The sequence below is a fragment of the Providencia manganoxydans genome (assembly GCF_016618195.1).
Classification (GTDB): domain Bacteria; phylum Pseudomonadota; class Gammaproteobacteria; order Enterobacterales; family Enterobacteriaceae; genus Providencia; species Providencia manganoxydans.
Genome location: NZ_CP067099.1, coordinates 4305333 through 4330245, shown reverse-complemented (window position 1 = coordinate 4330245; position 24913 = coordinate 4305333). Strand labels below are relative to the sequence as shown.

At 40.4% G+C, this 24913-nt stretch carries 21 protein-coding genes and 1 pseudogene; 14 read left to right on the top strand and 8 right to left on the bottom strand.

Translation table 11 applies throughout. The annotated features are described in order from the left end of the window. Positions 1-485 precede the first annotated feature (485 nt). From frc (JI723_RS19805) to JI723_RS19780, 6 genes are all read left to right on the top strand, one after another. Positions 486-1736 carry a formyl-CoA transferase gene (gene frc, locus JI723_RS19805; RefSeq protein WP_070929851.1) on the top strand — a complete coding sequence of 417 codons (1251 nt, stop codon included), beginning with the start codon at positions 486-488 and terminating at the stop codon, positions 1734-1736. Positions 1737-1798: 62 nt separating this feature from the next. After that, the gene (gene oxc / locus JI723_RS19800) at positions 1799-3502 is read left to right on the top strand and encodes an oxalyl-CoA decarboxylase (protein WP_337979683.1); all 1704 of its coding nucleotides are present in this window, start codon (positions 1799-1801) and stop codon (positions 3500-3502) included. Between the two features lie 98 nt (positions 3503-3600). Then, positions 3601-4545: a transporter YfdV gene (gene yfdV, locus JI723_RS19795; protein ID WP_139158727.1), complete on the top strand. Its 945-nt coding sequence runs from the start codon at positions 3601-3603 to the stop codon at positions 4543-4545. Between the two features lie 58 nt (positions 4546-4603). Further along, entirely contained in the window at positions 4604-5860 is a 1257-nt protein-coding gene (frc, locus tag JI723_RS19790; RefSeq protein WP_070929854.1) for a formyl-CoA transferase, read from the top strand. Positions 5861-6068: 208 nt separating this feature from the next. Beyond that, positions 6069-7802 carry a nitrilase-related carbon-nitrogen hydrolase gene (locus JI723_RS19785; protein ID WP_337979682.1) on the top strand — a complete coding sequence of 578 codons (1734 nt, stop codon included), beginning with the start codon at positions 6069-6071 and terminating at the stop codon, positions 7800-7802. 160 nt (positions 7803-7962) lie between these two features. Continuing rightward, entirely contained in the window at positions 7963-8679 is a 717-nt protein-coding gene (locus JI723_RS19780) for a YoaK family protein (protein ID WP_070929856.1), read from the top strand. Positions 8680-8781: 102 nt separating this feature from the next. Here JI723_RS19780 and JI723_RS19775 read toward each other — a convergent pair whose 3' ends face one another. Genes JI723_RS19775 through JI723_RS19765 form a run of 3 tightly spaced genes read right to left on the bottom strand, consistent with a single transcriptional unit; the run spans position 8782 to position 10607 of the window. Next, positions 8782-9261, bottom strand: a complete 480-nt coding sequence (locus JI723_RS19775; protein ID WP_319068075.1) for an Hcp family type VI secretion system effector — start codon at positions 9259-9261, stop codon at positions 8782-8784. Between the two features lie 48 nt (positions 9262-9309). Next, on the bottom strand, positions 9310-9702 hold the full coding sequence (locus tag JI723_RS19770) for a DUF1240 domain-containing protein (protein WP_070929858.1): 393 nt from the start codon (positions 9700-9702) through the stop codon (positions 9310-9312). Between the two features lie 2 nt (positions 9703-9704). Beyond that, positions 9705-10607, bottom strand: a complete 903-nt coding sequence (locus JI723_RS19765; protein WP_337979681.1) for a hypothetical protein — start codon at positions 10605-10607, stop codon at positions 9705-9707. A gap of 550 nt (positions 10608-11157) precedes the next feature. Here JI723_RS19765 and fdhE point away from each other — a divergent pair. The 5 genes from fdhE (at position 11158) to JI723_RS19740 (ending at position 18540) form a co-directional block, all read left to right on the top strand. After that, on the top strand, positions 11158-12093 hold the full coding sequence (gene fdhE / locus JI723_RS19760) for a formate dehydrogenase accessory protein FdhE (protein ID WP_070929860.1): 936 nt from the start codon (positions 11158-11160) through the stop codon (positions 12091-12093). Positions 12094-12116: 23 nt separating this feature from the next. Then, positions 12117-13511: an L-seryl-tRNA(Sec) selenium transferase gene (gene selA / locus JI723_RS19755; protein WP_070929861.1), complete on the top strand. Its 1395-nt coding sequence runs from the start codon at positions 12117-12119 to the stop codon at positions 13509-13511. Continuing rightward, on the top strand, positions 13508-15376 hold the full coding sequence (selB, locus tag JI723_RS19750) for a selenocysteine-specific translation elongation factor (protein ID WP_337979680.1): 1869 nt from the start codon (positions 13508-13510) through the stop codon (positions 15374-15376). Before selA ends, selB begins: the two co-directional genes overlap by 4 nt. A 132-nt stretch (positions 15377-15508) precedes the next feature. Further along, positions 15509-17164: an LTA synthase family protein gene (locus tag JI723_RS19745; protein WP_337979679.1), complete on the top strand. Its 1656-nt coding sequence runs from the start codon at positions 15509-15511 to the stop codon at positions 17162-17164. A 485-nt stretch (positions 17165-17649) separates the two neighbouring features. Beyond that, the gene (locus JI723_RS19740; protein ID WP_272580814.1) at positions 17650-18540 is read left to right on the top strand and encodes a LysR family transcriptional regulator; all 891 of its coding nucleotides are present in this window, start codon (positions 17650-17652) and stop codon (positions 18538-18540) included. 146 nt (positions 18541-18686) lie between these two features. Here the strand turns inward: JI723_RS19740 and JI723_RS19735 are convergent, their stop codons facing one another. From JI723_RS19735 to JI723_RS19715, 5 genes and pseudogenes are all read right to left on the bottom strand, one after another. Next, positions 18687-19208, bottom strand: coding sequence for a YybH family protein (locus JI723_RS19735; protein ID WP_272580813.1), 522 nt, complete (start codon positions 19206-19208; stop codon positions 18687-18689). 75 nt (positions 19209-19283) lie between these two features. Beyond that, entirely contained in the window at positions 19284-19499 is a 216-nt protein-coding gene (locus JI723_RS19730) for a DUF1471 domain-containing protein (protein ID WP_337979678.1), read from the bottom strand. Between the two features lie 318 nt (positions 19500-19817). Beyond that, a pseudogene (locus tag JI723_RS19725) lies at positions 19818-19886 on the bottom strand (LacI family DNA-binding transcriptional regulator); the annotation flags it as partial. A 124-nt stretch (positions 19887-20010) separates the two neighbouring features. Further along, a complete protein-coding gene (locus JI723_RS19720) occupies positions 20011-20439 on the bottom strand; it encodes a TOBE domain-containing protein (RefSeq protein ID WP_272580812.1) in 429 nt (142 codons plus the stop codon). A 108-nt stretch (positions 20440-20547) separates the two neighbouring features. After that, the gene (locus JI723_RS19715; RefSeq protein WP_070929871.1) at positions 20548-21288 is read right to left on the bottom strand and encodes a GntR family transcriptional regulator; all 741 of its coding nucleotides are present in this window, start codon (positions 21286-21288) and stop codon (positions 20548-20550) included. Between the two features lie 174 nt (positions 21289-21462). Between JI723_RS19715 and JI723_RS19710 the strand changes: the two genes are divergently transcribed. The 3 genes from JI723_RS19710 to JI723_RS19700 are packed head-to-tail and all read left to right on the top strand — an operon-like array spanning position 21463 to position 24825. Continuing rightward, the gene (locus tag JI723_RS19710; protein WP_272580811.1) at positions 21463-22473 is read left to right on the top strand and encodes an ADP-ribosylglycohydrolase family protein; all 1011 of its coding nucleotides are present in this window, start codon (positions 21463-21465) and stop codon (positions 22471-22473) included. Positions 22474-22483: 10 nt separating this feature from the next. Further along, on the top strand, positions 22484-23893 hold the full coding sequence (locus JI723_RS19705; RefSeq protein ID WP_272580810.1) for a purine-cytosine permease family protein: 1410 nt from the start codon (positions 22484-22486) through the stop codon (positions 23891-23893). Continuing rightward, entirely contained in the window at positions 23893-24825 is a 933-nt protein-coding gene (locus JI723_RS19700; RefSeq protein ID WP_272580809.1) for a PfkB family carbohydrate kinase, read from the top strand. Before JI723_RS19705 ends, JI723_RS19700 begins: the two co-directional genes overlap by 1 nt. The last annotated feature ends 88 nt before the right edge of the window (positions 24826-24913 follow it).

Sequence of the window (24913 nt, the reverse complement as noted above, 5' to 3'; positions counted from 1 at the left end):
TGCTATTCAATAATAATGTGTTTATTGTTGAGTATAATTTAAATATCCATCATTTAAAGATGCTCCTTAAATTACGTTATTTTGATTTATAAGGGTATTTTTTTTTGCTATTGATCGTTTATAGATGCTCATATTATGGCATTTTAAAAGGATGGTTTAAATAAGACTTTCTTAATTGGATTTTAAATTATCATATCAGAACAATCAATAATGCCATTTTTAGAATAATTCAATAGCAGTATGCTCGATTAGTGAATGAATAAAATATTAATAACCTATAAATATTACTAGATTAGAATAATTAAATAATTGAACTTCAATATATTAGCTTTCTAGACATTAAGTGAGATATTTATTATAACGGTGTAAATCATTATTTTTTAATAAGAAATATTCTAATAAAAATTATCCTTTTTGAAATGACGTTCACCGCAGCTAAATAAATATTCAATTCCATTTACGACAGCTAAATAATGAGGTAATTCATGGATCTTCCTTTACAAGGTATCAAAGTACTCGATTTCACCGGTGTACAGTCAGGGCCATCTTGTACCCAAATGTTAGCGTGGTTCGGTGCTGATGTAATTAAAATTGAACGCCCCGGTGTGGGGGATGTCACCCGTAATCAGCTAAGAGATATTCCTGATGCAGATGCGCTTTATTTTACCATGCTGAACAGCAATAAGCGCTCTGTTGAATTGAATACTAAAACACCAGAAGGCAAGGAAGTCATGGAACGTTTGATCAAGCAAGCCGATGTGCTGGTTGAAAACTTCCATCCAGGTGCTATCGACCATATGGGGTTTACTTGGGAACATATTCAAGAACTTAACCCACGCTTGATTTTTGGCTCGATTAAAGGATTTGATGAAAATTCACCTTATGCAGATGTTAAGGCCTATGAAAACGTTGCTCAGGCTGCGGGGGGGGCGGCTTCAACGACAGGTTTTTGGGATGGCCCACCATTAGTCAGTGCGGCAGCTCTTGGTGACAGTAATACCGGTATGCATTTGCTGATTGGTTTATTGGCCGCGTTATTACATCGTGAAAAAACCGGTAAAGGGCAACGCGTGACCATGTCGATGCAAGACGCGGTATTGAATCTTTGCCGAGTCAAATTACGTGACCAACAACGTTTAGAAAAAGTGGGTTATCTCGAAGAGTACCCGCAATATCCAAACGGTAAATTTGGTGATGCAGTGCCTCGTGGTGGTAACGCTGGCGGCGGCGGTCAACCGGGCTGGATCCTAAAATGTAAAGGCTGGGAAACTGACCCGAACGCTTACATTTATTTCACTATTCAAGAGCAAGACTGGGAACAAACTTGTGTGGCGATCGGCAAGCCTGAGTGGGCAACGGATCCCGCATACAGCACTCCACAAGCTCGTCAGCCACATATCTTTGATATTTTTGCTGAAATTGAAAAATTCTTAGCGGATAAAGACAAACACGAAGCCGTTGAGTATTTGAGCAAATATGGTGTGCCTTGTGCACCTGTACTAAGTATGCGTGAGATTGCACGTGATCAGTCATTGCGTGATAGCGGTAGTATTGTGGAAGTTGAGCAGCCAAAACGTGGTACTTACCTCACTGTGGGCTGCCCAATGAAGTTTTCTTCATTTACCCCTGAAATTAAGAGTGCACCGTTGTTAGGTGAACATACAGATGAAGTATTAACTGAATTGGGTTATAGCGCAGAGCAAATTGCATCTATGCGTACTAATAAAGCAATTTAATTCTCTATTAGGGAGCTTTATTTAAGCTCCCTCCACACGATTTACATTTTTATGAGGTGGACATGTCGACCGATCAAACACAAAACTTGACCGATGGAATGCATATTATCGTTGATGCACTGAAAAAGAATGGCATCGACACAATTTATGGTGTTGTGGGGATCCCTGTCACCGATATGGCGCGTCACGCGCAGGCAGAAGGCATCCGCTATATTGGCTTTCGTCATGAACAATCAGCGGGTAACGCAGCAGCTATTAGCGGTTATTTAACCCAAAAACCTGGTATTTGTTTAACAGTATCTGCCCCCGGCTTTTTAAATGGTATGGTGGCGTTAGCCAATGCGACGACTAACGGTTTTCCAATGATCCAAATTAGTGGTTCTAGCGATAGAGCCATTATCGACCTGCAACAAGGCGATTATGAAGAGCTGGATCAAATGAATACCGCGAAACCTTTTGTTAAGGCGTCATATCGAGTGAATAAACCAGAAGACCTCGGTATTGCTTTAGCTCGCGCTATTCGTGCTTCTATTTCAGGTCGTCCGGGAGGCGTGTACCTTGATTTAACCACAGAAGTACTTGCAGCTGTAATGGATAAAGATGAAGCAGATAAAACTATCTTTACTGTGGAAGATCCTGCACCTCGTCAGTTACCAGCACCCGAATCAGTCGATAAAGCCCTTAAATTATTGGCGGCGGCAAAACGCCCGTTGATTATTTTAGGTAAAGGTGCGGCTTACGCACAAGCAGATGAAAGTATTCGTCAATTTATTGAAACAACAGGTATTCCTTATTTACCAATGTCAATGGCGAAAGGGCTATTACCTGATGATCATCCACAATCAGCGGCAGCTGCACGCTCTCATGCATTATCAAATGCAGACGTGGTAGTGCTCATGGGAGCACGTCTGAATTGGCTGCTCGATCATGGTAAAGGTAAGCATTGGTCAACAGAAACACAATTTATTCAGTTAGATATCGAGCCAACAGAGATTGATAGCAACCGTCCAATTGCCGCGCCTATTGTTGGTGACATCTATTCAAGTATTGAAGCGTTACTTGCTGGCTTGAAATCAACCCCAGTTAAGTCCCCGAATGACTGGATGGCGGGTATCGATGATATCAAAAAAGTGAATAGCGAAAAAATGGCCGCTAAGCTGAATACTGATACTTCACCATTGAATTATTTCAATGCACTGCGTGCTATTCGTGATGTGCTGGTCGATCACAAAGATGTGTATGTTGTGAACGAAGGGGCAAACACCCTCGATAATGGACGAAATATCATCGATATGTATAAACCACGTCAGCGTTTAGACTGTGGTACTTGGGGTGTGATGGGAATTGGTATGGGCTACGCAGTGGGCGCAGCGGTAACCAGTGGCAAACCTGTAGTCGCAATTGAAGGTGATAGTGCGTTTGGCTTTAGTGGCATGGAAATTGAAACTATTTGCCGTTATAAGCTGCCAGTAACTATCTTGATTTTCAATAATGGCGGTATTTACCGTGGTGATGGCGTTAACTTGCATGGTGACAGTGACCCATGTCCAACCGTGTTCATGAAGGGCGCTCGTTATGACAAGATGATCGAGGCTTTCGGCGGTATTGGTTATAACGCAACCACACCTGATGAAATCCAACAGGCTTTAAAAGCAGGCCTTACTTCGGGCCAACCAACATTGATTAATGTGGTGATTGACCCTGCGGTAGGCACTGAAAGTGGTCACATAGGTAATTTAAATCCTAAATCGGTTGTCAAAAACTAAACAACCTTTTCAATTAAATAAAAACGTAATGCCACTTAGTTAATAAGTGGCATTAGGACGCTTTTTGCCCAAAAAAGGTGAGTCTAATGACGGATTTTATGTTCAAGATATTTATGAGCGATTTATTGCCCATAATTATCATTATGGTATTAGGGTACGTGAGTGGTCGACGTAACGTATTTACTAATGACCAAGCAAAAGCATTTAATAAACTAGTATTAAACTACGCATTACCGGCGGCATTATTTGTTTCATTAGTTCGTGCAAATCGCGACATGATTTTTGCTGACATGAAACTTACGATTATTTCATTAGTTGTTCTGCTGCTGTGTTTCTTTTTCACATTCTTTAGCTGTAAAAAATTCTTTAAACATTCGCGCCCAGAAGCCGCAGTTTGTGCCTTAATTGCTGGTTCACCAACGATTGGTTTTCTTGGCTTCGCAGTCTTAGATCCTATTTATGGTGATACGGTTTCTACCGGCCTAGTGGTTGCGATTATTTCAATTATCGTTAACGCAATTACTATCCCAATAGGCCTATTTCTACTTAACCCAGGCAGCGCTAATGGGCAAAAAGGCGGCGGTGGTATGAGTGCGCTTATTTCTGCCTTTAAAGAACCCGTTGTTTGGTCACCAATATTAGCGACCGTTTTAGTCCTCGTCGGAATTAAAATTCCTGATGTTTGGGATCCAACATTCGACTTAATTGCTAAAGCGAACTCTGGGGTGGCGGTATTCGCAGCAGGACTGACATTGGCAGCAAATAAATTCGAATTCGATGGTGAGATTATTTATAACACCATGCTGAAGCTGATTTTAATGCCAGGTTTAATGTTAATTGCTGGACTATTATTCCATATGGAATCGACACAATTACAAATGATGGTATTAGCCGGTGCGCTTCCACCTGCATTCTCAGGAACCATTATTGCGAGCCGATTTAATGTGTATACCCGAACAGGAACCGCATCATTAGCGGTCAGTGTGATGGGTTTCATTATTGCGGCGCCATTGTGGATTTATATCGCACGTTTAGTCGCATAAATCGGCCGATGTGAAGCATTTAATAAGTTTCATATCGCTAGCAAATTAAGGAGTGATTATGGCTTTTCCTCTTCCATTAGATGGTATTCGAGTACTGGATTTTACTGGCGTTCAATCAGGGCCATCTTGTACCCAAATGTTAGCGTGGTTCGGTGCTGACGTCATAAAAATTGAGCGACCGGGTATTGGTGATGTGACACGCAGTCAACTTAGAGATATTCCAGATGTAGATGCGCTTTATTTCACCATGCTGAACAGTAATAAACGTTCCTTAGAACTGAATACTAAAACGCCAGAAGGCAAAGAGGTGATGGAAAAGCTGATCCGCCAAGCCGATGTACTGGTTGAAAACTTCCATCCGGGGGCGATTGATCATATGGGGTTTACGTGGGAAATCATTCAGCAACTTAACCCGCGACTGATTTTTGGCTCGATTAAAGGGTTTAATGAAAATTCACCTTATGCAGATGTCAAAGCGTATGAAAATGTGGCACAAGCAGCGGGTGGTTCAGCATCGACAACGGGTTTCCCTGATGGTCCACCTGTTGTGAGTTCGGCTGCTTTAGGGGATAGCAATACAGGTATGCACCTACTGATTGGTCTACTGGCTGCATTATTACAACGAGAAAAAACGGGTAAAGGGCAACGCGTGACCATGTCAATGCAAGACGCGGTATTGAATCTTTGCCGCGTTAAATTACGCGACCAACAACGACTCGAAAAGTTGGGGTTTTTAGAAGAGTACCCGCAATATCCTAATGGAACTTTTGGTGATGCCGTTCCACGTGGTGGTAATGCAAGTGGAGGTGGACAACCGGGTACGATGCTGAAATGCAAAGGCAGTGATACCGACCCCAATGCTTATATTTATTTTATTAACCAAGATCATAATTGGGAAAATACCTGTGATGCAATTGGTAAACCTGAATGGAAAACGGATCCTGCTTTTGTCACGACAGAAGCAAGAGCTAGCCATATCCAAGATGTTTGGGATGCCATCGAAGAAATTGCTAAAGATAAAGATAAGCATGAATTAACCGACTATTTCGATCAGTTCGGTGTGCCATGTTCCGCAGTATTAAGTATGAAAGAGTTAGTTGATGATCCCTCTTTACGAGGCAGTGGGTCCATTGTTGAAGTCGAACAACCATTACGTGGGCATTATTTGACTGTCGGCTGTCCAATGAAGTTTTCATCGTTTACGCCTGAAATTAAAAGTGCGCCACTTTTGGGGGAACATAATAATGAAATACTTAAAGAGCTGGGTTATAGCGATCAACAAATAGCAAATATGAAAGATAAAAAAGTTATTTAATTATATTCGACATATTTCTAATTGCAGGTTTTTAGTTAAGGTAGGGAGCTGTATTCCGTTGTGCTCTCAGCCTACCTGCAACACGAATTATTATCGAGTATAAAGATTATTAAATAACCCAATCAGACACATCAATATCTTATCAATAATAATGATGAGCGGGTTTTGCTCATCCATTATTTGCCTATTTATATTAAGGGTTAATAATATGGACAATGTAATAATTAAAAAAAGCAGTAAAGTTGCCGCTGTTGATTTTGTCCCTGCTTGGGGAGATTTAGATGGCAATATTCGTCGCTTAGCTGAGGCGGCGGAAAAAGTTGCAGAGCAAGGGGTCGACTATGCGGTATTCCCTGAAACGGCAGTGAGCGGCTATTTATTTTCTGATTCTGCGGAATTGGCACCTTATCTCGACACCATACCCGGCAAAACAACGGCAGCGATCTTACCGATACTCGCACGTACGGGTATGTATATGAGCGTTGGTATTGCTGAACGCGATACGGATACTGGATTAGCCTATAACTCAGCGGTATTGATGGGTCCAGAAGGTATTATTGGTAAATATCGTAAAATAGGTTTGAACTCCCAAGACCAAAAAGTGTTTGCGCCGGGTAATACAGGAGTGAAAACGTTTAATACGCCAATTGGCCGTATTGCATTATTAATTTGTTACGATGATACCTATTGGCAATATGTACGTTTGGCAGCGTTAGAAGGCGCGCAAATCATTGGTTGGCACTCAGTTTCTGACCGTATGATGCCGAATGCGACGCCTGCTGAGATGCTAGGGGATCACTCCACGGTTGCTCATGTGCAGCATATGAGTGCATTTAATGGTGCATGGGTCGTTTGTGCAACACGCAGTGGTATTGAAACCAATCCAATTACTCATGGGCAACTGTACTATAACGGTGGTTCAAGTGTATGGGCGCCTTCGGGTCATAAAGTGGCACAATCGCCAGTTTTAAGCCCGCTTGAATTAGAGCCAGGCTTGAACGGTATTTTCTGTGCAACTATCTCTCTTGATGAGGCCGACAAACAGCGAGAAGCATTGCTGGCAAAACGTCGCCCTGAATTGTATTTCCCGACATTGGCTTTCCACCGCAGCCCAACGGATATCAATGCAACGACCACAAAAGTGCAAACAACATTGATTGCAGCCCAATGGGATAAATCAACATCTAGTCTTGATACTGCCACCGTGGGTGAAAATGAGCTGTTGGTACTGCCTGAATTATCTGCATTGCCATACACCAATGATCCAAACGTTTTACTGACACATGCAGAGAAACAAGGCGGAACGTTTGAACAAACTATTACCAAGATCGCCGCCGCTGGTAAGGGATATGTCGTGGGTAGCTACCCTGAGATCGACGTCGATAAGTTATATCATACCGTTGTATTGGCAGGGCCTGCGGGAGAAATTTTAGCAAGATATCGTGTAACACATCTTAATGAACGCGATAAAGGCTGGGCGAGTGCGGGTAATGCAGTTAGCGTGACATCAACACCAATTGGGCGCATTGCATTAGCTGCGGCCCATGAATTAGAAGTTCCAGAACTCGGTGGCTTATACAGCACGTTACGTGCCGATATCATTGCAGCTCCAGCAGGGCTACCGAGTGATTTACGTGTTGAAATCGAAAGCCATTTATTCTCTGTTGATAACCCACCGACTGGGCGTGCTGATTTTATACCCTATGCTATCGCGACGTTAAATCAGCTATGGGTGGTATGTGGCGGCCGACATGATCGTGATTTTACGTCAGCAGCAATTTATGGGCCAGAACCCGTAGTACTAACGCCAACCTTGACGGCTGAGCGTGATGCAGGGGATGTTAGGTTACAAGCACAAGTACCTGCCCCCTATACATGGATTAATCAAGAGCGCTTGATTAGTGGTCAGCAGGCGATTTGGTTTCCACCGTTAACAGCTTAATTTTAAAAATGATATTTGAAAAATACTCTCTGCCAATTCGCAGGGAGTATTTATTTTTTATATTCGTCATACTTCAAGTTGCAGGGGAGGTGACTACGCTACGCTCACTGACTACCTGTCACTTGAATTATTTAGAGATTTGCTTTTAGGTTAAATAATTATGACAACACCAACACCCAAAATCCCCTTTATGCAATTGCCAACAATTGCTTTTTTATTAGCCATTACATCAGGTATGTTAGATGGTTATGCTTTTTTCACCACTAAATCGTTTGCCACTTTCCAATCAGGCAACATCATTATGTTAGGCTATGAATTCGCCAAACATGGTTTAGCGGCAATTATTCCGTATATCATTACCATCTTTGCATTTGGTGCAGGGGCAATGCTATTGGCTTGGTTACGTTATAAATACAATACCAATGAAAAAACGTGGACATTCACGCTGTTATCATTAGAAATCATCCTAATTTTGTTGCTGATCGCTTATATTTATTTTTATAAAGTCGAGGCAAGCGGCTTCCATGCTGTGTGGGCCTTATCCTTTATTGCTGGTATGCAGGGTAATGCATTCCATAAAATTAACGGCATGCTATATGGTAATATTGCAGTGACTTTAAATGTGCAGTTAGGGTTTAGCTCATTAGCGGAATCTGTTGCTTTTAAAGGCCAAGAAAGAAGAGAAGCGCTGTATAAAAGCTATTGTTACTTTTTGACCCTATTTGGGTTTGCGGGTGGTGCTTTTATGATGGCTATGTTAGCAGATTACGCCAGAGAATATGCATTATTAGTAACGTTAATCCCATTATGCTTAATTTTTACCATGGGACGTCATTTCTCAAAAGAGAATAGCGGGTTATCTATCGATTCTAATTAAGTGAAATATAAAGAAGGTTATTAATTTATTTTTTATGATATTAACAGACTGGTGAGCCAGTCTGTTAATAAAATAAACAAGTGACTATATCGATGATAAGATTTACTTAACCATATCACTATTAATACTGTAGCTTGATGTATTTGCCATCAAATGACGCCTTGATATAGATTCATATTTCATTTGAATAAGTTGGTGTGGTATTGATTCATTATCTTTTATTGAGTCCGGGAATATATCTGAAATTTCAATCAATGAAACACCCGTAAGCTTAATCTCATAATATTTTTCAAGCTGCCCATGTCGGCTTGTGCGATAGAATATAAATATCGCCTCTAAAATCTCATTACTATCTAGTGAAACGGAAAGTAACGGAGAGGATTTATCGATTAATTTAGTAAACATGACAGGTTGATAAGCTGCATTTTGAACTCGAAATGAACCACTATTTAAGCTAATGACTTGAATTTCGTTTTCATGACCAATTTGATGACGGTTTCCGATTGAATCAATTGTTGAACATCCAGCAGATATCAAGCCTTGGTTTTTGCCCGTTAATGTTAAATAAATAGGTTCTGCCATAAAAATTCCTTTTCAATATAGAGTTATATACGGATTAATCATGAAATACTAATTGCATAAAGAGATTTCTTTTACATAAGTTGTCGGTGACATCCACGATATTTTATCACAGGTTTGGTATCCATCATTTTTAAGCACAACGTGGACAATCAAACCGATGGGCAGACCACTAACGATACCAGCAAATAATAAATACATTAAGTATTTAACTATTATTTTATTATATTTGGGGATCTTGTTGAATACCAGAGAAAATACACTACCACCGAGTACATAGAGTACGGATGGAAAACCTATCGCACACATAGCAATAGGCCCTGAAAATACAATAACATCTTTCATTTGAAATAATGATAAAGTATAACTGTATATCAATATGCTAATTAAAACACATATAATAAAAAGTAAACTACCCATTAATATCATCGCCCATTTAGGCATAATCACCCCTTAGGCCATATATGAAGCGCTTTATGTATATCAGCGGTAGGTTTAACTTCTCTCTTCCATTTTGTTTTTAATAGTTCAATCACTTTTTCACTAATTTGATATTTATTGTCTAAATATTCTAATCCAATAGCAACAGCAAACCCAACGACAAAAACAATTCCAGCAACTGCGATAATACTCCCTCCCAACAAAGCTGTACCAAGTAAGAAAGTACCTATCCCCCATGATGCTGCTGCTATTAAAGCCGTTTTTGCCATATCAACCGTGATATTGCCGAGAAAATCAGCAAAGGCATACTCATCTTTAAAAAACCATTCAAGTCCCCGATAAATAGCAGAAAAAACAAGACAAAAACGAATGCCATTAGCAATGCTCGCTTCTAATCCTTGTTGCCCGATCCCCATCGTTAGCATAGTTGGATGAGCTGCACCATATCGAGTCCCTGTTACTATTCGTCTTACACCTGCATAGCCTGATATGCGAATATATCGATTTCCATTAGGACCAACATACTCAGTTGCTGTAATTCCTAAGCGCCCAAATTCACGAATTAAAACATATAAATCAGGAGCGTCACGAAGGGTACCCGCATAAGGTGAAAAGGGATCAGTCACATTAAAGATTTTCATAAACGGGTTATTTCTTCGTTCTCGTTCTTTCAGTTTAGCTTCTCTATCATATGGATTTATAATTTCTGGGGGCTTAATATCATAGAGGATCCCAGTGGCTTCGTCTGTGGTAATCAAGGCATCATACTGGATATTACCATTTAAGGCTTCCGTAACACCAATTACATCAAAATACTCATGTTGTGGTTTTAATCGGTTAACACCAACATTACCTTTAAGGTAATCTCCCATGTACCCACTCCATGTTGGGTCGTATTTTTTCACCACAATTATTTTCCTTAAGCATAATTAAATTTAACTTAAGGTTAATTTAATTATGTTAATAGATCAAAAAGTTTCGTTAGAGCAGGATAATTAACTTAAAAAAAGAGTAGATGACGTTAATTTTTCTCAGAAAATGAATAATTAGAGCAGTATAGTTGAGATTTATGAAATAGATCTATATTGCATAATCTATGTTAGGGAGTGACTTCATTAGCGTTATCTTACTTTACTCTTTTCCATCAGTATAAAAACAGAAACGGTTCGTCACCAAGGCAACAAAGTAGCTACTCAGCCACTTTTGTTTTATCCTGAGTAGTAGATAACAGCAATTTTTGCTGATATACCCGAAACTCTTCAAGTTGCAGTGTTGTTGACTACGTTCAGCTAGCCGAGTCATAGAGTTTATCTATGCTCCCCCGTCTATCTTCACTTGTCACCTAACTGCAACTCGAATTATTTGGGGTATAAGCATAAAATACGCACAATAAATCCGAGGAAGTGGTTACCATGGCCTCGGACAAGTCGTTTAAAAAATTTAAAAGAGAGCAATGCGATGGGTATTCGTATCGTCCCTAAAGAAGATTTAGGACAAGAAAGATTAAAAGAAAAAGGGATTGGTTTTATCCCTCCTGTTCTATTCCCAAATTTAAAAAGTCTCTATCAACGACGCGCTGAACGATTAAAAGAACTGGCCGCGGGAGAGCATCCTTTTGCAGATTATCTTAAGTTTGCAGCGGAAGTGGCAATGGCACAACATAATGCGCAGCATGATCATCCCCTTGAGATTGATATGAGCGCAGTGTTAACACGTTCAATGGCAAGCAACAATCCACCATTAGATGCTAAAACCTTCCCTCGTACCAACCATTGGCATAGCATTTTACATGCCATCATTGCTGAATTATTGCCAGTCGTACCTGATTCAGCACGCCCTGCGTTAGAAAATCTCGACAAAGCGTCAGAGAGTGAACTGGAAGAAATGGCCACCGCGTTGTTAAGTGAGCAATTTGAAAAGGTGCCTTCCGATAAATCTATATTTGTTTGGGCGGCATTATCGGTTTATTGGGCGCAAATGGCAGCACAAATACCCGGTAAAGCACGTGCGGAACATGGCGATCATCGTCACTACTGCCCTGTTTGTAATAGCATGCCTGTATCGAGTGTTGTACAAATTGGTACATCACAAGGCTTGCGTTATTTGCACTGTAATTTATGTGAAACTGAGTGGCATATGGTGCGCGTAAAATGCAGCAACTGCGAACAAACTCGTGATCTTAATTATTGGTCGCTTGATGATGAAAATGCCGCAGTAAAAGCTGAAAGCTGTGGTGATTGCGGTAGTTATTTAAAAATTCTGTATCAAGAGAAAGAAGCGAAAGTCGAAGCCGTTGCTGATGATTTAGCCTCTATCATCCTAGATGCGCGCATGGAAGAAGAAGGTTTTGCTCGTAGTAGTATTAATCCATTTTTATTTCCTGGCGAAAAATAGTCACTAATAAGAGAGTAATCACGATGGCCGACGACTCTATTGCCGCCTTATATCGCCAGCTTCCCGCTATCGACAAACTACTTCAGCTTGATGAGGTACAAAACCTTGTTGTTGAGTCTGGGCACCACTGGGTGACTGAACAGTTACGTGATATGCAACAGCAAGCACGTGAATTTATCCAACAACATGAGCAATTACCTCAGTGGCATAATGATTGGGTGGCAGAATTAGTTAGGCGGCATGGGTTATTGCAAGAAAGCGCATTAAAACCAGTATTTAACTTAACAGGGACCGTGTTGCACACTAATCTCGGGCGTGCGGTAATGGCAGAGCCTGCGATTATGGCAGTGAATCAGGTGATGAGCTCTCCAATCACATTGGAGTATTCTCTTGATGGTGCAACGCGAGGGCATCGTGATCGCGCATTGGCAGATTTACTCTGTCAGCTCACCGGTGCGGAAGATGCTTGTATTGTGAATAACAATGCTGCTGCGGTGCTACTGTTATTAGCAACGGTAGCAAAAGGCCAGCAAGTCATTGTTTCTCGTGGTGAATTAGTGGAAATTGGCGGGGCATTCCGTGTTCCGGATGTGATGGCACAAGCAGGATGCCAATTAGTCGAAGTCGGCACAACTAATCGTACTCATCTACGTGACTATGCAAATGCTATCAATGATCAAACTGCATTATTGATGAAGGTGCATACCAGCAATTACAGTATTGAGGGCTTTACTGCTGAAGTGGAAGGTGAACAGCTGGCGGAGCTAGGTAGGCAACATCAGTTACCAACAGCCATTGATTTGGGTAGTGGTTCGATGGTGGATATGACTGCTTACGGTTTGCCCGCCGAACCTATGCCGCAAACTTATCTCGCACAAGGTGTCGATCTTGTTTCAATATCGGGAGATAAGTTACTGGGTGGCCCGCAAGCAGGGATCATACTCGGTAAGAAAAAGTGGATTGACGCAATTCAAAAACATCCTCTAAAACGTGCGTTACGTGCGGATAAAATGACGTTAGCAGCCTTAGAGGCTACATTAAAGCTCTATCTCACACCTGAAAAGTTGGTTACTGAACTGCCAACATTGCGTTGGTTGACACGCAGTGCCGATGAAATCAAGGTACGAGCAGAACGACTGATTGTTTCATTGCAAGCTTTTTATGGCGATAAATTTGTGGTTGAAATGGAACCCTGTCTCTCTCAAATAGGCAGTGGCTCATTGCCTGTAGATAGACTACCTAGCTATGCTGTGACTTTCACGCCATTTGATGGACGTGGAAACTCATTAGCCTTACTCGCTACACGTTGGCGTCAGTCTTCAAAACCAGTGATTGGGCGAATTAAAGACGGCAAATTATGGCTTGATCTACGGTGTTTAGACGATGAGCATGGATTGTTACAGGTGTTATTGTCATGATTTTTGCCACCGCAGGCCATGTCGATCATGGTAAAACTACATTAATTAAAGCTATTACAGGGGTGAATACTGCTCACTTACCTGAAGAAAAAAAACGTGGCATGACCATTGATTTAGGCTATGCCTATTGGCCTCAGCCCGATGGTAGCTCTATTGGTTTTATTGATGTTCCCGGCCACGAAAAATTTTTAGGTAATATGTTAGCTGGCGTGGGGGGGATTAATCATGCATTGCTTGTCGTTGCCTGTGATGATGGCGTTATGGCGCAAACGCGAGAGCATTTAGCGATTTTGCGTTTAGCGGGTTGCCAATGTGTGACGGCTGTTTTAACCAAAGCGGATCGCGTTGATGAACAGCGAGTAACAGAGGTCGCGCTTGATGTAGAAGCTGAACTACATCGCCAAGGCTGGTTCGATACCCCTTTATTTATTACTGCTGCAAATGAAGGCCGTAGCATCCCTGAATTACAGACGTATTTACAACAACTGCATCAGAAAACTGCCGATCATCAAAATCAACAGCAACGTTTTCGTCTCGCTATTGACCGTGTCTTTCATGTGAAAGGTGTGGGGATCGTGGTGACGGGCACCGCTTTAGCGGGCAAAGTTGCATTGAATGAACCGTTATGGCTAACGGGAGCCGATTCTGTAGTGCGTGTGAGAGGAATTCACCGGCAAAATCAACAATCTGAGTTCGCGCAAGCAGGCGATCGTGTTGCATTAAATCTTGCAGGGGATATTGATAAAACAAATATCACCCGAGGTGATTGGTTGTTGTCTGAGAAGCCTTTTGCTGCGGCGACAAGGGTGATTGTTGAATTAACGTGTGACTCGGTGATTAAACATTGGCAACCCGTGCACCTTTATCATGGCGCGAGTCATATTACAGGACGCGTTTCGTTGCTAACGGAGCAAGGAAAGGCGCCATTATTAGCCGAGCTGATCCTTGATACACCTTTGTGGCTGGTAGATGACGATAGGCTGATTCTTCGTGATATTAGCGCTCGTGAAACCCTTGCTTCGGCGCGAGTGATCCGCTTAGTTTCCCCTCGTCGAGGTAAAAGACAACCTGAATTTATTGAATGGTTACGCAGTCTGTGTGCAGCGAAAGATGAGCTGAGCCATTTAAAATTGCAGTTGCCCAATGGTGAATTAGATCTCAATGGTTATGGATGGTCTCGTCAATTAACGTCCTATGCTCTCGAAAATTTACTATCACAGGTTGAATTAGTTCGTGTAGGAAATTTGGCATTATCAGCATTTAAAGCGCAGGTTGCGAAAGAACGATTAGTGCAGATACTGGAAGACTTTCATGAAGTACACAGCGATCAAATTGGCGTCAGTAAAGCGCGTTTAAAAAGAATGGCGCTACCAACAATGAGTGAATCATTAGTATTTAAATTGATTAATGAACTGCTTATTGATGAACGTATTAAGCAAACTCGTGGCTGGTTACATATGCCACAGCATGGGTTAGTGTTTGACCGTGAGCAACAGCAAATTTGGCAGCAAGTTTCAGGGTTGTTTCCTCGGGCGGATTCATGGTGGGTACGTGATTTGGCCGCAGAAACTAAGCATGATGAGGGAGTCCTGCGTAGTGTAATGAAAAAAGCAGCGCAAATGGGACTGGTGACTGCGATTGTACGTGATCGCTATTATAGCCGTGAACAAATCGAGCAATTTGCTGAGCTGATTTTACATTATTGTATTGAGAAAGGTGCGATCACTGCTGCTGATTTTCGTAATGAACTGGGTGTTGGCCGTAAGCTTGCGATTCAAATACTGGAGTTTTTTGATAAGAGTGGTTTTACGCGGCGTAAAGGGGATGAGCACTTTTTGCGTGATAAAGATATTTTTATCGAATAGATTCAGTGCATAAATTAGTTTTGTAAAGGCATCTTTGCCGAATATATTTACCACATAAATTAGTTACAATGGTCGTTTGTGCGACCTTATTGGTTAAGGCCGTTGTGACTTATCTATCTTGTGGTAAACCCGATGAAGAAAAGAATTTTTTCCGCTGTTTATCTGATGCTGATTTTTATTGCTTCACTTTTTTTGGTATTCGAGAAAAGCGGCGTAATCTACCCAGCGCTAGTTTCAATAAGTGTCTACGCGGTAATATTTGGTGTACTTTACCTTATTACAGCGAGATGGTTATTCTCTGCTATCGTCACCAGTACATTATTCATCATTGTTAAATTTCTTAACCAACTCAAAGTTCATTATTATAAAGAGCAACTTTTCTACTCGGATATCAATATTATGACGGATACCTCCAATATGGGTACGTTAAGTCATTATTGGTTAGCGGGAGTTGCATTAATAGGCTTGTTAATTTTATTGGTGATTAATGGGATCTTGAGCTGGCGCTTAGTACGTCCTGCTAAATCTTTTTCTTGGCGTTTACTTGGAATACTTCTCGGTATTGGCGGTTATTTTGGCGCAAGTTTGGCTGCATCACATTATTATAATGAGTGGACAGAAACATTACCGAAAGGTCGCGGTACTGTCACTAATTTAGTGATGTCAGCGAAAAATTCAGTGTATCAATCCCCACAAATTAAAGGCTCATCAGATTATTTCCTGCAACAGGCCGCCTCAGTCACCCTACCTAACAGTGATATTACAGAAAAGCCTGATATCTTATTATTGCTTCAAGAATCAACCGTAAATCCTAATATCTATAAATTACCTGAAGGAACAGAACTACCCGATTTATTTATGTTCCAACAAGATAATCAATTGACTGCTCATAGTGCGATGCGAGTGCAAACTTTTGGTGGTGGGACGTGGTTATCTGAATTTGCTGCATTGACAGGGCTGAATAGCGATGACTTTGGCTCTCAGAAGAGTGGGGTATTCTATTTTATTGTCGATCACCTTAATAATAGCCTATTTAAAGAGATGAAAGCCAATGGCTATTACACGGTGGTTTTAACTCCTTTTAACCGTGGTGCTTATCATTCAGGACATGCCTATCAAATGCTAGGCGTCGACCGTATTATTCAACCACAAGAATTAGGCCATCCAGGCAAATTACAAGATAATCTATGGACTATCAGCACTGATGATATGCTGAAGTATGCCAAAGAAATCTTAGCCAAAGAAACCGATAAACCGGTATTTATTTTCTCATTAACCATGTATGAACATGGGCCCTATAAAGAAAGCCATAGTGATGATTATGGCTTAAAAGGCAAAGTGAAACATGCTGATTCAGCTGGTGAGTTTAGCCATTATATGGAAAAAATCGTTGCTTCAGATAAGGCGATGCGTGATTTCGTTGATTTTATGGCAAAGCGTGAACGTCCATTGATGTTCCTGTATTTTGGAGACCATCAGCCGGGGATCAGTTTGAATCAATACCAATCTGAGTTTGTTAATCCGGCATTTATAACCCAATTTACGCTGCGAGATAATTTAAAATCAGGTAATAGTATTAAAACAGGTTCACTCACTGACATCACTTTCCTTGGCGGTATGTTATTAGAGCGGGCTAATCTCAAAGTATCACCATTCTATGAAGCTAACATTAAAATGCGTCATTTGTGTAATGGTAAATTGGATGACTGTGAAGATAAACGCTTGTTAGAGAGCTATCGTCATTATATTTATCAAACATTGAAAGTAGCAGATAAGAAAATTGACTAAATAAAATGATAAAAAATAGCGGGAATATCCCGCTATTTTTTTATTTAAATTTATTTGGGGTCATTATTAATTGAGCATTATCGGGGAAAAAATATCCCGCGGAGCTTGTAGACCACCGGTTAGGTAGGTTTCAAGGTGGTTTTGTAAAGTTAAATAAAAATCGAGGTTCTGCTATACATTCAGAGAAAACAGCTAAAAATGATTTGGTTATGGTAAAACTGAGGGCTATTCGATTATTTTTAAGTTGATTACTGGGTTAAGGTGCGGGGCCTAGAGCCTCTCTAGAACATGGGTTGTATAGTATTGTTTTTTAAAGTAAAAAAGATAGTCTAAAAATGATATTTAACTTAAGATGTACAAACATTAGTTTTCTTAGTAAATTAAATAAAAAGACTAATAACATATAGCTCCCTTTCAAATCTAAATGGGGGATTAACTCACAAATACTAACTAAGATTGGTTGATGAATTTAGGGATAATGTTATATGAGACATGAGCATGCTTTAACGCTTGATGCTATACGTATTATGGATTTCATTGAAAAGCATGGTAGTTTTGCTGCCGCTGCAAATGAGTTGGGAAAAGTACCCTCATCCCTTAGTTACTCAATGCAAAAATTGGAAGATGACCTTAACGTGATTTTATTTGATCGTTCAGGGCACAGAGTAAAATTTACGAAGGCTGGTCGATTATTATTAGAAAAAGGTCGATTATTATTAAACGAAGCAGAAAAAATACGACTAGATGTTAAGGCATTAGCTAATGGGTGGGAGTCTCATCTTACTATAGTCTGTGAAATATCTATTCCCTCTAAAATACTATTTCCTTTAATTAATAAGTTAGATGCTATATCAGGAACTCAAGTTTCAATATTGACAGGTGTGTTATCCGGTTCATGGGAATTATTAGATACAGGGAAAGCAGATATAGTGATATCTTCAGATAGAGGATTTAAAAAATCATCAGAGTTTAATTGCAAACGGTTAAGTAAGATGCGACATATATATGTTGCTGCACCTGAGCATTCTATCCATAAAGATGAAAAACCCAATCCTATTAATTATAGTGGTATTGTGATTGCGGATACTACATCTACAAATACTGCATTATCTGTACATATATTAGATAAGCAAAAACGTTTAACTGTTTCTAATCTTGAAGATAAGAGAATGGCGCTATTAGATGGATTAGGTGTAGCGACGATGCCATATTGGAAAGTTAAAGATGATATTGAAAATGGTAAGCTTAAAATAGTTAATAATGGTTTTAATCACTACTCTAACATTGTAGTTGGTTGGCATAGAGGTACTATGGGGAAAGCAAAGACATGGTGTATTAAAGAAGTGTCTAAACTATTTAATAGCGTTGAATGCTAATATTAAATTTATATTAGTTACACGCATACGTCTTTTTTCTTTAATATAAAAATATTGAATTATGAATGCTGTTAATAACCGCCAATTAATTGTAATGAAATACTGTATATAGAGTGTATCCCCTATATACAGTATTTATTATTATATTATGCTACACCCTGTAGAGGATTAGTGTTGAATGTATATAAAATAATTTTCCATTCACCATTTTCTTTATGCAAGATAAATACCTCACGATTTAAATCAAGAATTGTTTTCTGTTCTTTAGTATCTGTTACTACCGAACCATTATGATGATGAGTTCTTACAAAAGCGGTATTTCCATCAACCCATATAGTATCAATAGCAAAGTCAGTGTTGAATTTCTCTTTACTAAACAAGTTATTGTATTGATCTTCTTTCTTTTCTTTTGAATCAGCGGTGAGTAAGTTATTCCATTGAGAATAACTTTCATTGGCATATAATGAAATAATTTCTTTGGTATTACCTGCATTTAATGCTTTTTGATATTTCATAATCACATCTAAAACTTCTTTTTGTGCGTTTGATTTTTCAACATTTTTATAGACTGTGTATGATGGTGGTGTGCTAGAAAAAGATGTTATAGGTGTTATTAGCATTGAAGATAGTATTCCAATAGGTAGAATTATATTCTTAATGATTTTCATAGTAATATCCTTATGGTTAAAAATTAGTTTTTTCTATTTGAAATACATATATTAAATAAACTGGGGTAAAACTATTTATTTTCTATTTTCAGTTAACTTAGCAGTAACATAAGAATAATTACCCATTCTTGATGTTGTTATTTCATAGCTAGAGTTCTTCTCCTTGGCTATATTCGCTATTTTAGCTTCTGCTTCTGATACAGTGCCTCCCCATGCGGAAATAGTTTCTGCCATACTCATAGAAGATATAATAGAGAATACAAAAAAGCTTATTAATTTAATTTTTTTCATTAATTAAATCCTTAAAATGAAGTTGTTATTTACGAATGTGCTGAGCATATCAAATATATTAAAGATATATAGTGATTTTAATTTAGCGTCATCGTCAATAATTTTGGTTATGTTTATATGCAATGTTCTAATAAAATTGTAGCAACTTATAGTTTGTTATTAAGTAAATCTTATCGATATGAATATGGTTATGAAAATTAAAATTTATTTTTATTCCAAAGAAAAATGAGAATATACAAAACTTATGGTTGGAAAGGAGGGGATACCTAAATTGAAACAATATCAGGAGTGGTTCATTCATTGTCGTGTGATGGAAATGTTTAATACCCGTGAAACAGTACTGAGTGATACTCCAGCTTCAGTTGCGATATCTTTTAGCGTCGCCATCTTATCCCTATTTATTCATCACCATGTTTTAAAATAGTATCATATTACTTAATGTTGGCGCGCGATACGATGGTGACAAAACCACACGCCAACGAGAGCGCGTAGTTTGGTGAGATAGAATGGATTATTTACGTGTGGCTAGGATCACACTTGAGGCTTTAACCAGTGCGGTAATATCAACACCTTTAGTTAACGCCATGTCTTGGAAGCTTTCATTGGTGATAATGGCTGTCAGTTCAATGCCTTTGTCAGTAACAAGGTGAACGGTACTGTTGACCGCGCCTTCGACAATATTGCTAATCTTACCATTGAATTGATTACGTGCCGAAAATTGCAAGCCACAATCGGGTTTTGCCAGTACCACCCAAGGGGCTTTAATAATCGCAATGGCTTCTTTACCGACCACTAAGCCTAATGTTTTGCAGCTTTCGCGTGTAATTACGGTGGTGAGTTCTTCTCCATTACCTAAAGATAACACCACTTCATTATTTACCGCACCTTCTTTGATCGCGCTAACAGTACCTGTTAATTGGTTACGAGCGGAAATTTGCATAATTGACCTCATTTCTGAAAGTAATAAAACTGTCCACTCATAGAATAAAACGTTATAGGTTACTAATCCAAAATAGGGGCTTGGTTCGTGGATAAGATCACATTACGCTTAAGGTGAATTAAATTCTAATTCATAGATATCACCACGACAGATGATTTCGCTATATTCGATAATTACCCCAGATTTACTGGTACTCGTTTGCCGTACAAATAATAGTGGTGCACCCACAGTTGAATTTAACCAGTTGGCTTGTTCTTCATTGCAGCTGATTGCTTTAACCTTATGTTGTACTTGGCTAAAGGTGATACCCTGACTCTCCCATAAGGCATACAGTGAATCAGTCAATTTTGCAGGTTCAGGCAAATACTGAGATGGAATATAGTTATTTTCAAAAGAGACGGGTTGGCCATTAGCGATACGGATACGCCTTAATTGTGCAATTTGCGCCCCCACAGCTAAGCCGAGTTTTGCTGCAATGTCTGCGGGTGCTTCTGTCAGTGTGCGTAATAGCCACTGAGTAGTGACGGTTCCGCCAGCTTTGATCACTTGCGATGTAAAACCGCTTTCATGTGATAATGAATAACCTAAATATTTAGCGATTTGTGTTCCGACGCCTTGTTGGCGGATCACAACTCCTTTCTTTTCTAGTGCCTGCATGGCTTTACTAATAGTCACACGCGACAAATTGAGTTGCTGTGCAAGATGGCGCTCCGCAGGTAAAAAGTCCCCTGCATCCACTATTTGATGCTCAATAGCAGATTCAATCGCTTGTTGTAACTGGCGATAAAGGGGCATCGTGGAATTGAGATCTAACTGCGATTTTATCCATTTAAGAAAGCGTGCTTGCATTGTATTTTTCCATAAATCTTTCAACAAATTAAGTTTATAACAGAGTTGATAATATACATAATAACATCGAATGGACTTACATTGGCATTGTTTTTTGATTTATTGGACTGGTATTGGACTTAATTGCTGCTAATATAATTAATGTTGTTAAGGAAAGTAGTAGTGGGAGTAAAAATGGGGCTGAAACCCGACATTAAAAACGCGATACTTGGATGCTTATATGGTCAGGCAACAGGGGATGCCATGGGTATGCCCTCTGAACTGTGGCGTCAAGACCAGGTTCAACAGTTTTTCGGCTGGATAGATAACTTTTTGCCAGGGCCAGACGAAAATATCGCAGCCATCGGGTTTCGTGCCGGTGAAGTGACAGATGACACTCATCAAGCAATAGCATTAATGGATGCGATTATCTCGTGTAACGGTAGGGTAGAGCCGAAGGTGATTGCACAAAATATTTTGGCATGGGCAAACTGCATTAACGCCTTTGAGAAAAATATTTTTGGGCCAACTTCAAAACAGTCTCTATTAGCTATCCAAGCTGGAGAACCCATTAGTGAAATTGTGTCGAATGGAGTGACTAATGGTGCAGCAATGCGGATCGCGCCTGTGGGCTGTGTTGCTTCAACTGCGGATCGCAATCAATTTATAAAAACCGTTGAAGCGGCTTGTATTCCGACACATAAGTCGGATATTGCGATTGCAGGCGCCACTGTTATTGCTTGGGCAATTAGCCGAGCTATCGAGCAAACATCGTGGTCCCAAATTAAAAAAGAACTCCCTATACTCGCTGATGAGGTGCAATTGTTGTACGCCTCAACATTTAGCCCTTCTTTAGGTCAAAGAATTACCTTGGCTTTTCAGAAGGTAAGTGAGTTGAAATCATACTCTCCTAAGGCAACGCTCAAAGAGCTGTACGATTTTATCGGTGCTGGTATGGATACGATAGAGTCGATTCCCTGCGCTCTAGCCATAGTTGACCTTACAAATGGTGATCCTGTCATGTGTGCGAAGTATTGTGCCAACCTGGGGGGGGACACGGACACCATTGGGGCTATGGCTGGAGCGATTTCGGGAGCTTTGTCAGGTATTCAATCTTTTCCTAAAGAATGGATTGCATTGATTAATAATTCTAATAATATAGATTTCCATCCTTACGCAGAGATACTCGCCACCTTACGTCAATAAGGAGAGTTGAATGAGTGCACTACCTGACAATGCACAAACCAATGAAGCTTGGAAAATCGAAAATACGGGTATAGATATTGTCCCTGAACATGAACGTACCGCAACACCGCTTGAGCTATTTTGGATTTGGTCCGCAGCCAATATAGGTATACTTGGTATTGTTTATGGCGCAATTATTGTTTCCTTTCGTCTCTCCTTTTTTCAATCATTACTCGCCACAATAATTGGTATTGCTAGCTTTGCATTAGTTGGCTATATCAGCCTATCAGGGCAAAAAGGTCGTACCTCGACGCTGACGCTTTCGCGTACCATTTTTGGTAAAACAGGAAATATTGCTCCCACGTTTTTTAGTTGGATCACACTGATGGGCTGGGAAGCCATCAATATGATCACGGGAACATTAACCCTTAAAGCCCTATTTCAAGTACTTGGCTTTAGTGATTCGATTGCCTTAACCGTTGTCTGTATGGTGCTATTCGGTGGATTGGCCATCACGATTAGCTTGTTAGGCCAAGCAACAGTGGTGGTAATGCAAAGTTGGATCACCCGTATTTTTGGTACCATGACCTTAATTGCTGCACTGTATATTATTTGGCAAACCGATTGGAGTGCTGTTTTATCAATGCCTTCGGGGGATTGGTTAACGAGCTTCTTACCTGCGGTGTCGATTATCGCAGCAGGAACAGGGATTGGCTGGGGAATTGCAGGAGCTGATTATAGCCGTTATCAAAGCGACCGTTCATCAAAATCGGCCATTTTTAATGCCGTAACATTCGGTGCGACATTACCATTATTTATTTTACTCTTTACAGGTATTCTGTTGTCAGCGCGTTTGCCTGAACTAGCCTCCGCAGAAAATCCAATCGCATTAATTGGTACCGAGTTACCAAGTTGGATGTCAGTTCCTTATCTGCTAACTGCAACGGCGGGGATCATCACAATTGCAGTACTGAGCCTCTATTCTGCTAGCCTTAATTTACTGACTATTGGCGTGAAAATTCGCCAAGTCTATGCTGTTGCATTGGATGCCGTGTTAGTCATGGGTGTTGCTATCTATATATTGTTTATCTCAGGGGAGTTTATTAATTCCTTTATCGCCTTCCTGCTGTTTTGTGGCGTGTTTTTAGCTGCATGGGAAGCCGTGTTTATGTTGGATTATGCGGTGTTGCGTAGTCATAAAGGTTATGAGTTTGAACAATTATTTGGACAGTCGAATGCCGGTATTCGTTGGGTGCCGCTATTATGTTGGTTACTGGGTGCACTAGCAGGACTGTTAGTTAGTGATAATGAATTTATTAAAGGGCCTTGGGCGACAGGTATTTTTGAAGGCTCCAGTTTGTCTATTTTATTATCGTTTGTATTAAGTTTTGTATTGTACGGCTTATATCTGATGTTTAGTCGTCCGGTGGAGAAGCATTAATGCGTACTGCGGTAGTGATAGGTGCGGCGGCGGGCGATCGTGTTCTGAGTGTTGCAAAAATGCCCCGCAGTGGCGAGGACATTATCGCCCGTGATCATGGCTGGCAAATTGGTGGCTGTGCCTTTAACGTACTACGTGCTTTAGCTCGCCTACAGATCCCTGTCATTAATGGTATCCGAGTGGGGAATGGTCAATGGGGGCAACGTGTCTGCCAAGCACTCACCGAGCTTGGCATTCCTCCTAGGTTAACCAGCGAAACACAAGATAATGGCTGGTGTTTTGCATTAGCCGAAGCGAGTGGTGAAAGAACATTTATTTCAATACCCGGTTGTGAAGAGCAGTGGGATCGCACTGAATTACAATCATTTGCTCTTCCCCCTAATAGCATTATCTATGCGAGTGGTTATGAGTTAGGGTGCCAGCAAGGGGAGGCTATCCAACAGTGGTTACTCAATGATTGTTTAACACAAACATTGGTTTTAGATCTTGGGCCTCGCTTGGCCACTCTCCCACATAATTTTTTGCGTCAGTTGCCAACCGATAGAACGATTTTAACCGTTAATCGTGATGAGGCACGCTTTCTTTGTGGTGAAGGGGAACTGGTGCAACTCTCTGCGGATTATGCAAGTAGCACGGGTATTACTTTAATTTTACGCCTAGATAGCCAAGGTGCTTGGTTGTGTCAGCCCGATAGCTCACCTATTTTTGTTCCTGCCTATCAAGTTTCTGTTGTCGATACGATTGGTGCTGGAGATGCACATACTGCGGGACTGATTGCAGGATTATCTCAAGGTTTGCCATTGAAGGATTGTGTCGACCTTGGTAATCATGTGGCCGCGATCGTTGTTAGCAAGCAAGGCGCTGCTGGTGCCCCAACATTAAAAGAAATTAATCAATCGATGTTAACGCCAGTTACCCCACTGATATGTTAACTTTCCGACAATCACATTTTTTATTTCTCTGTGAGTAAAACCATTGCTACATTTATAGGTCTGAGACTCTATATGTACTCTAAATAAT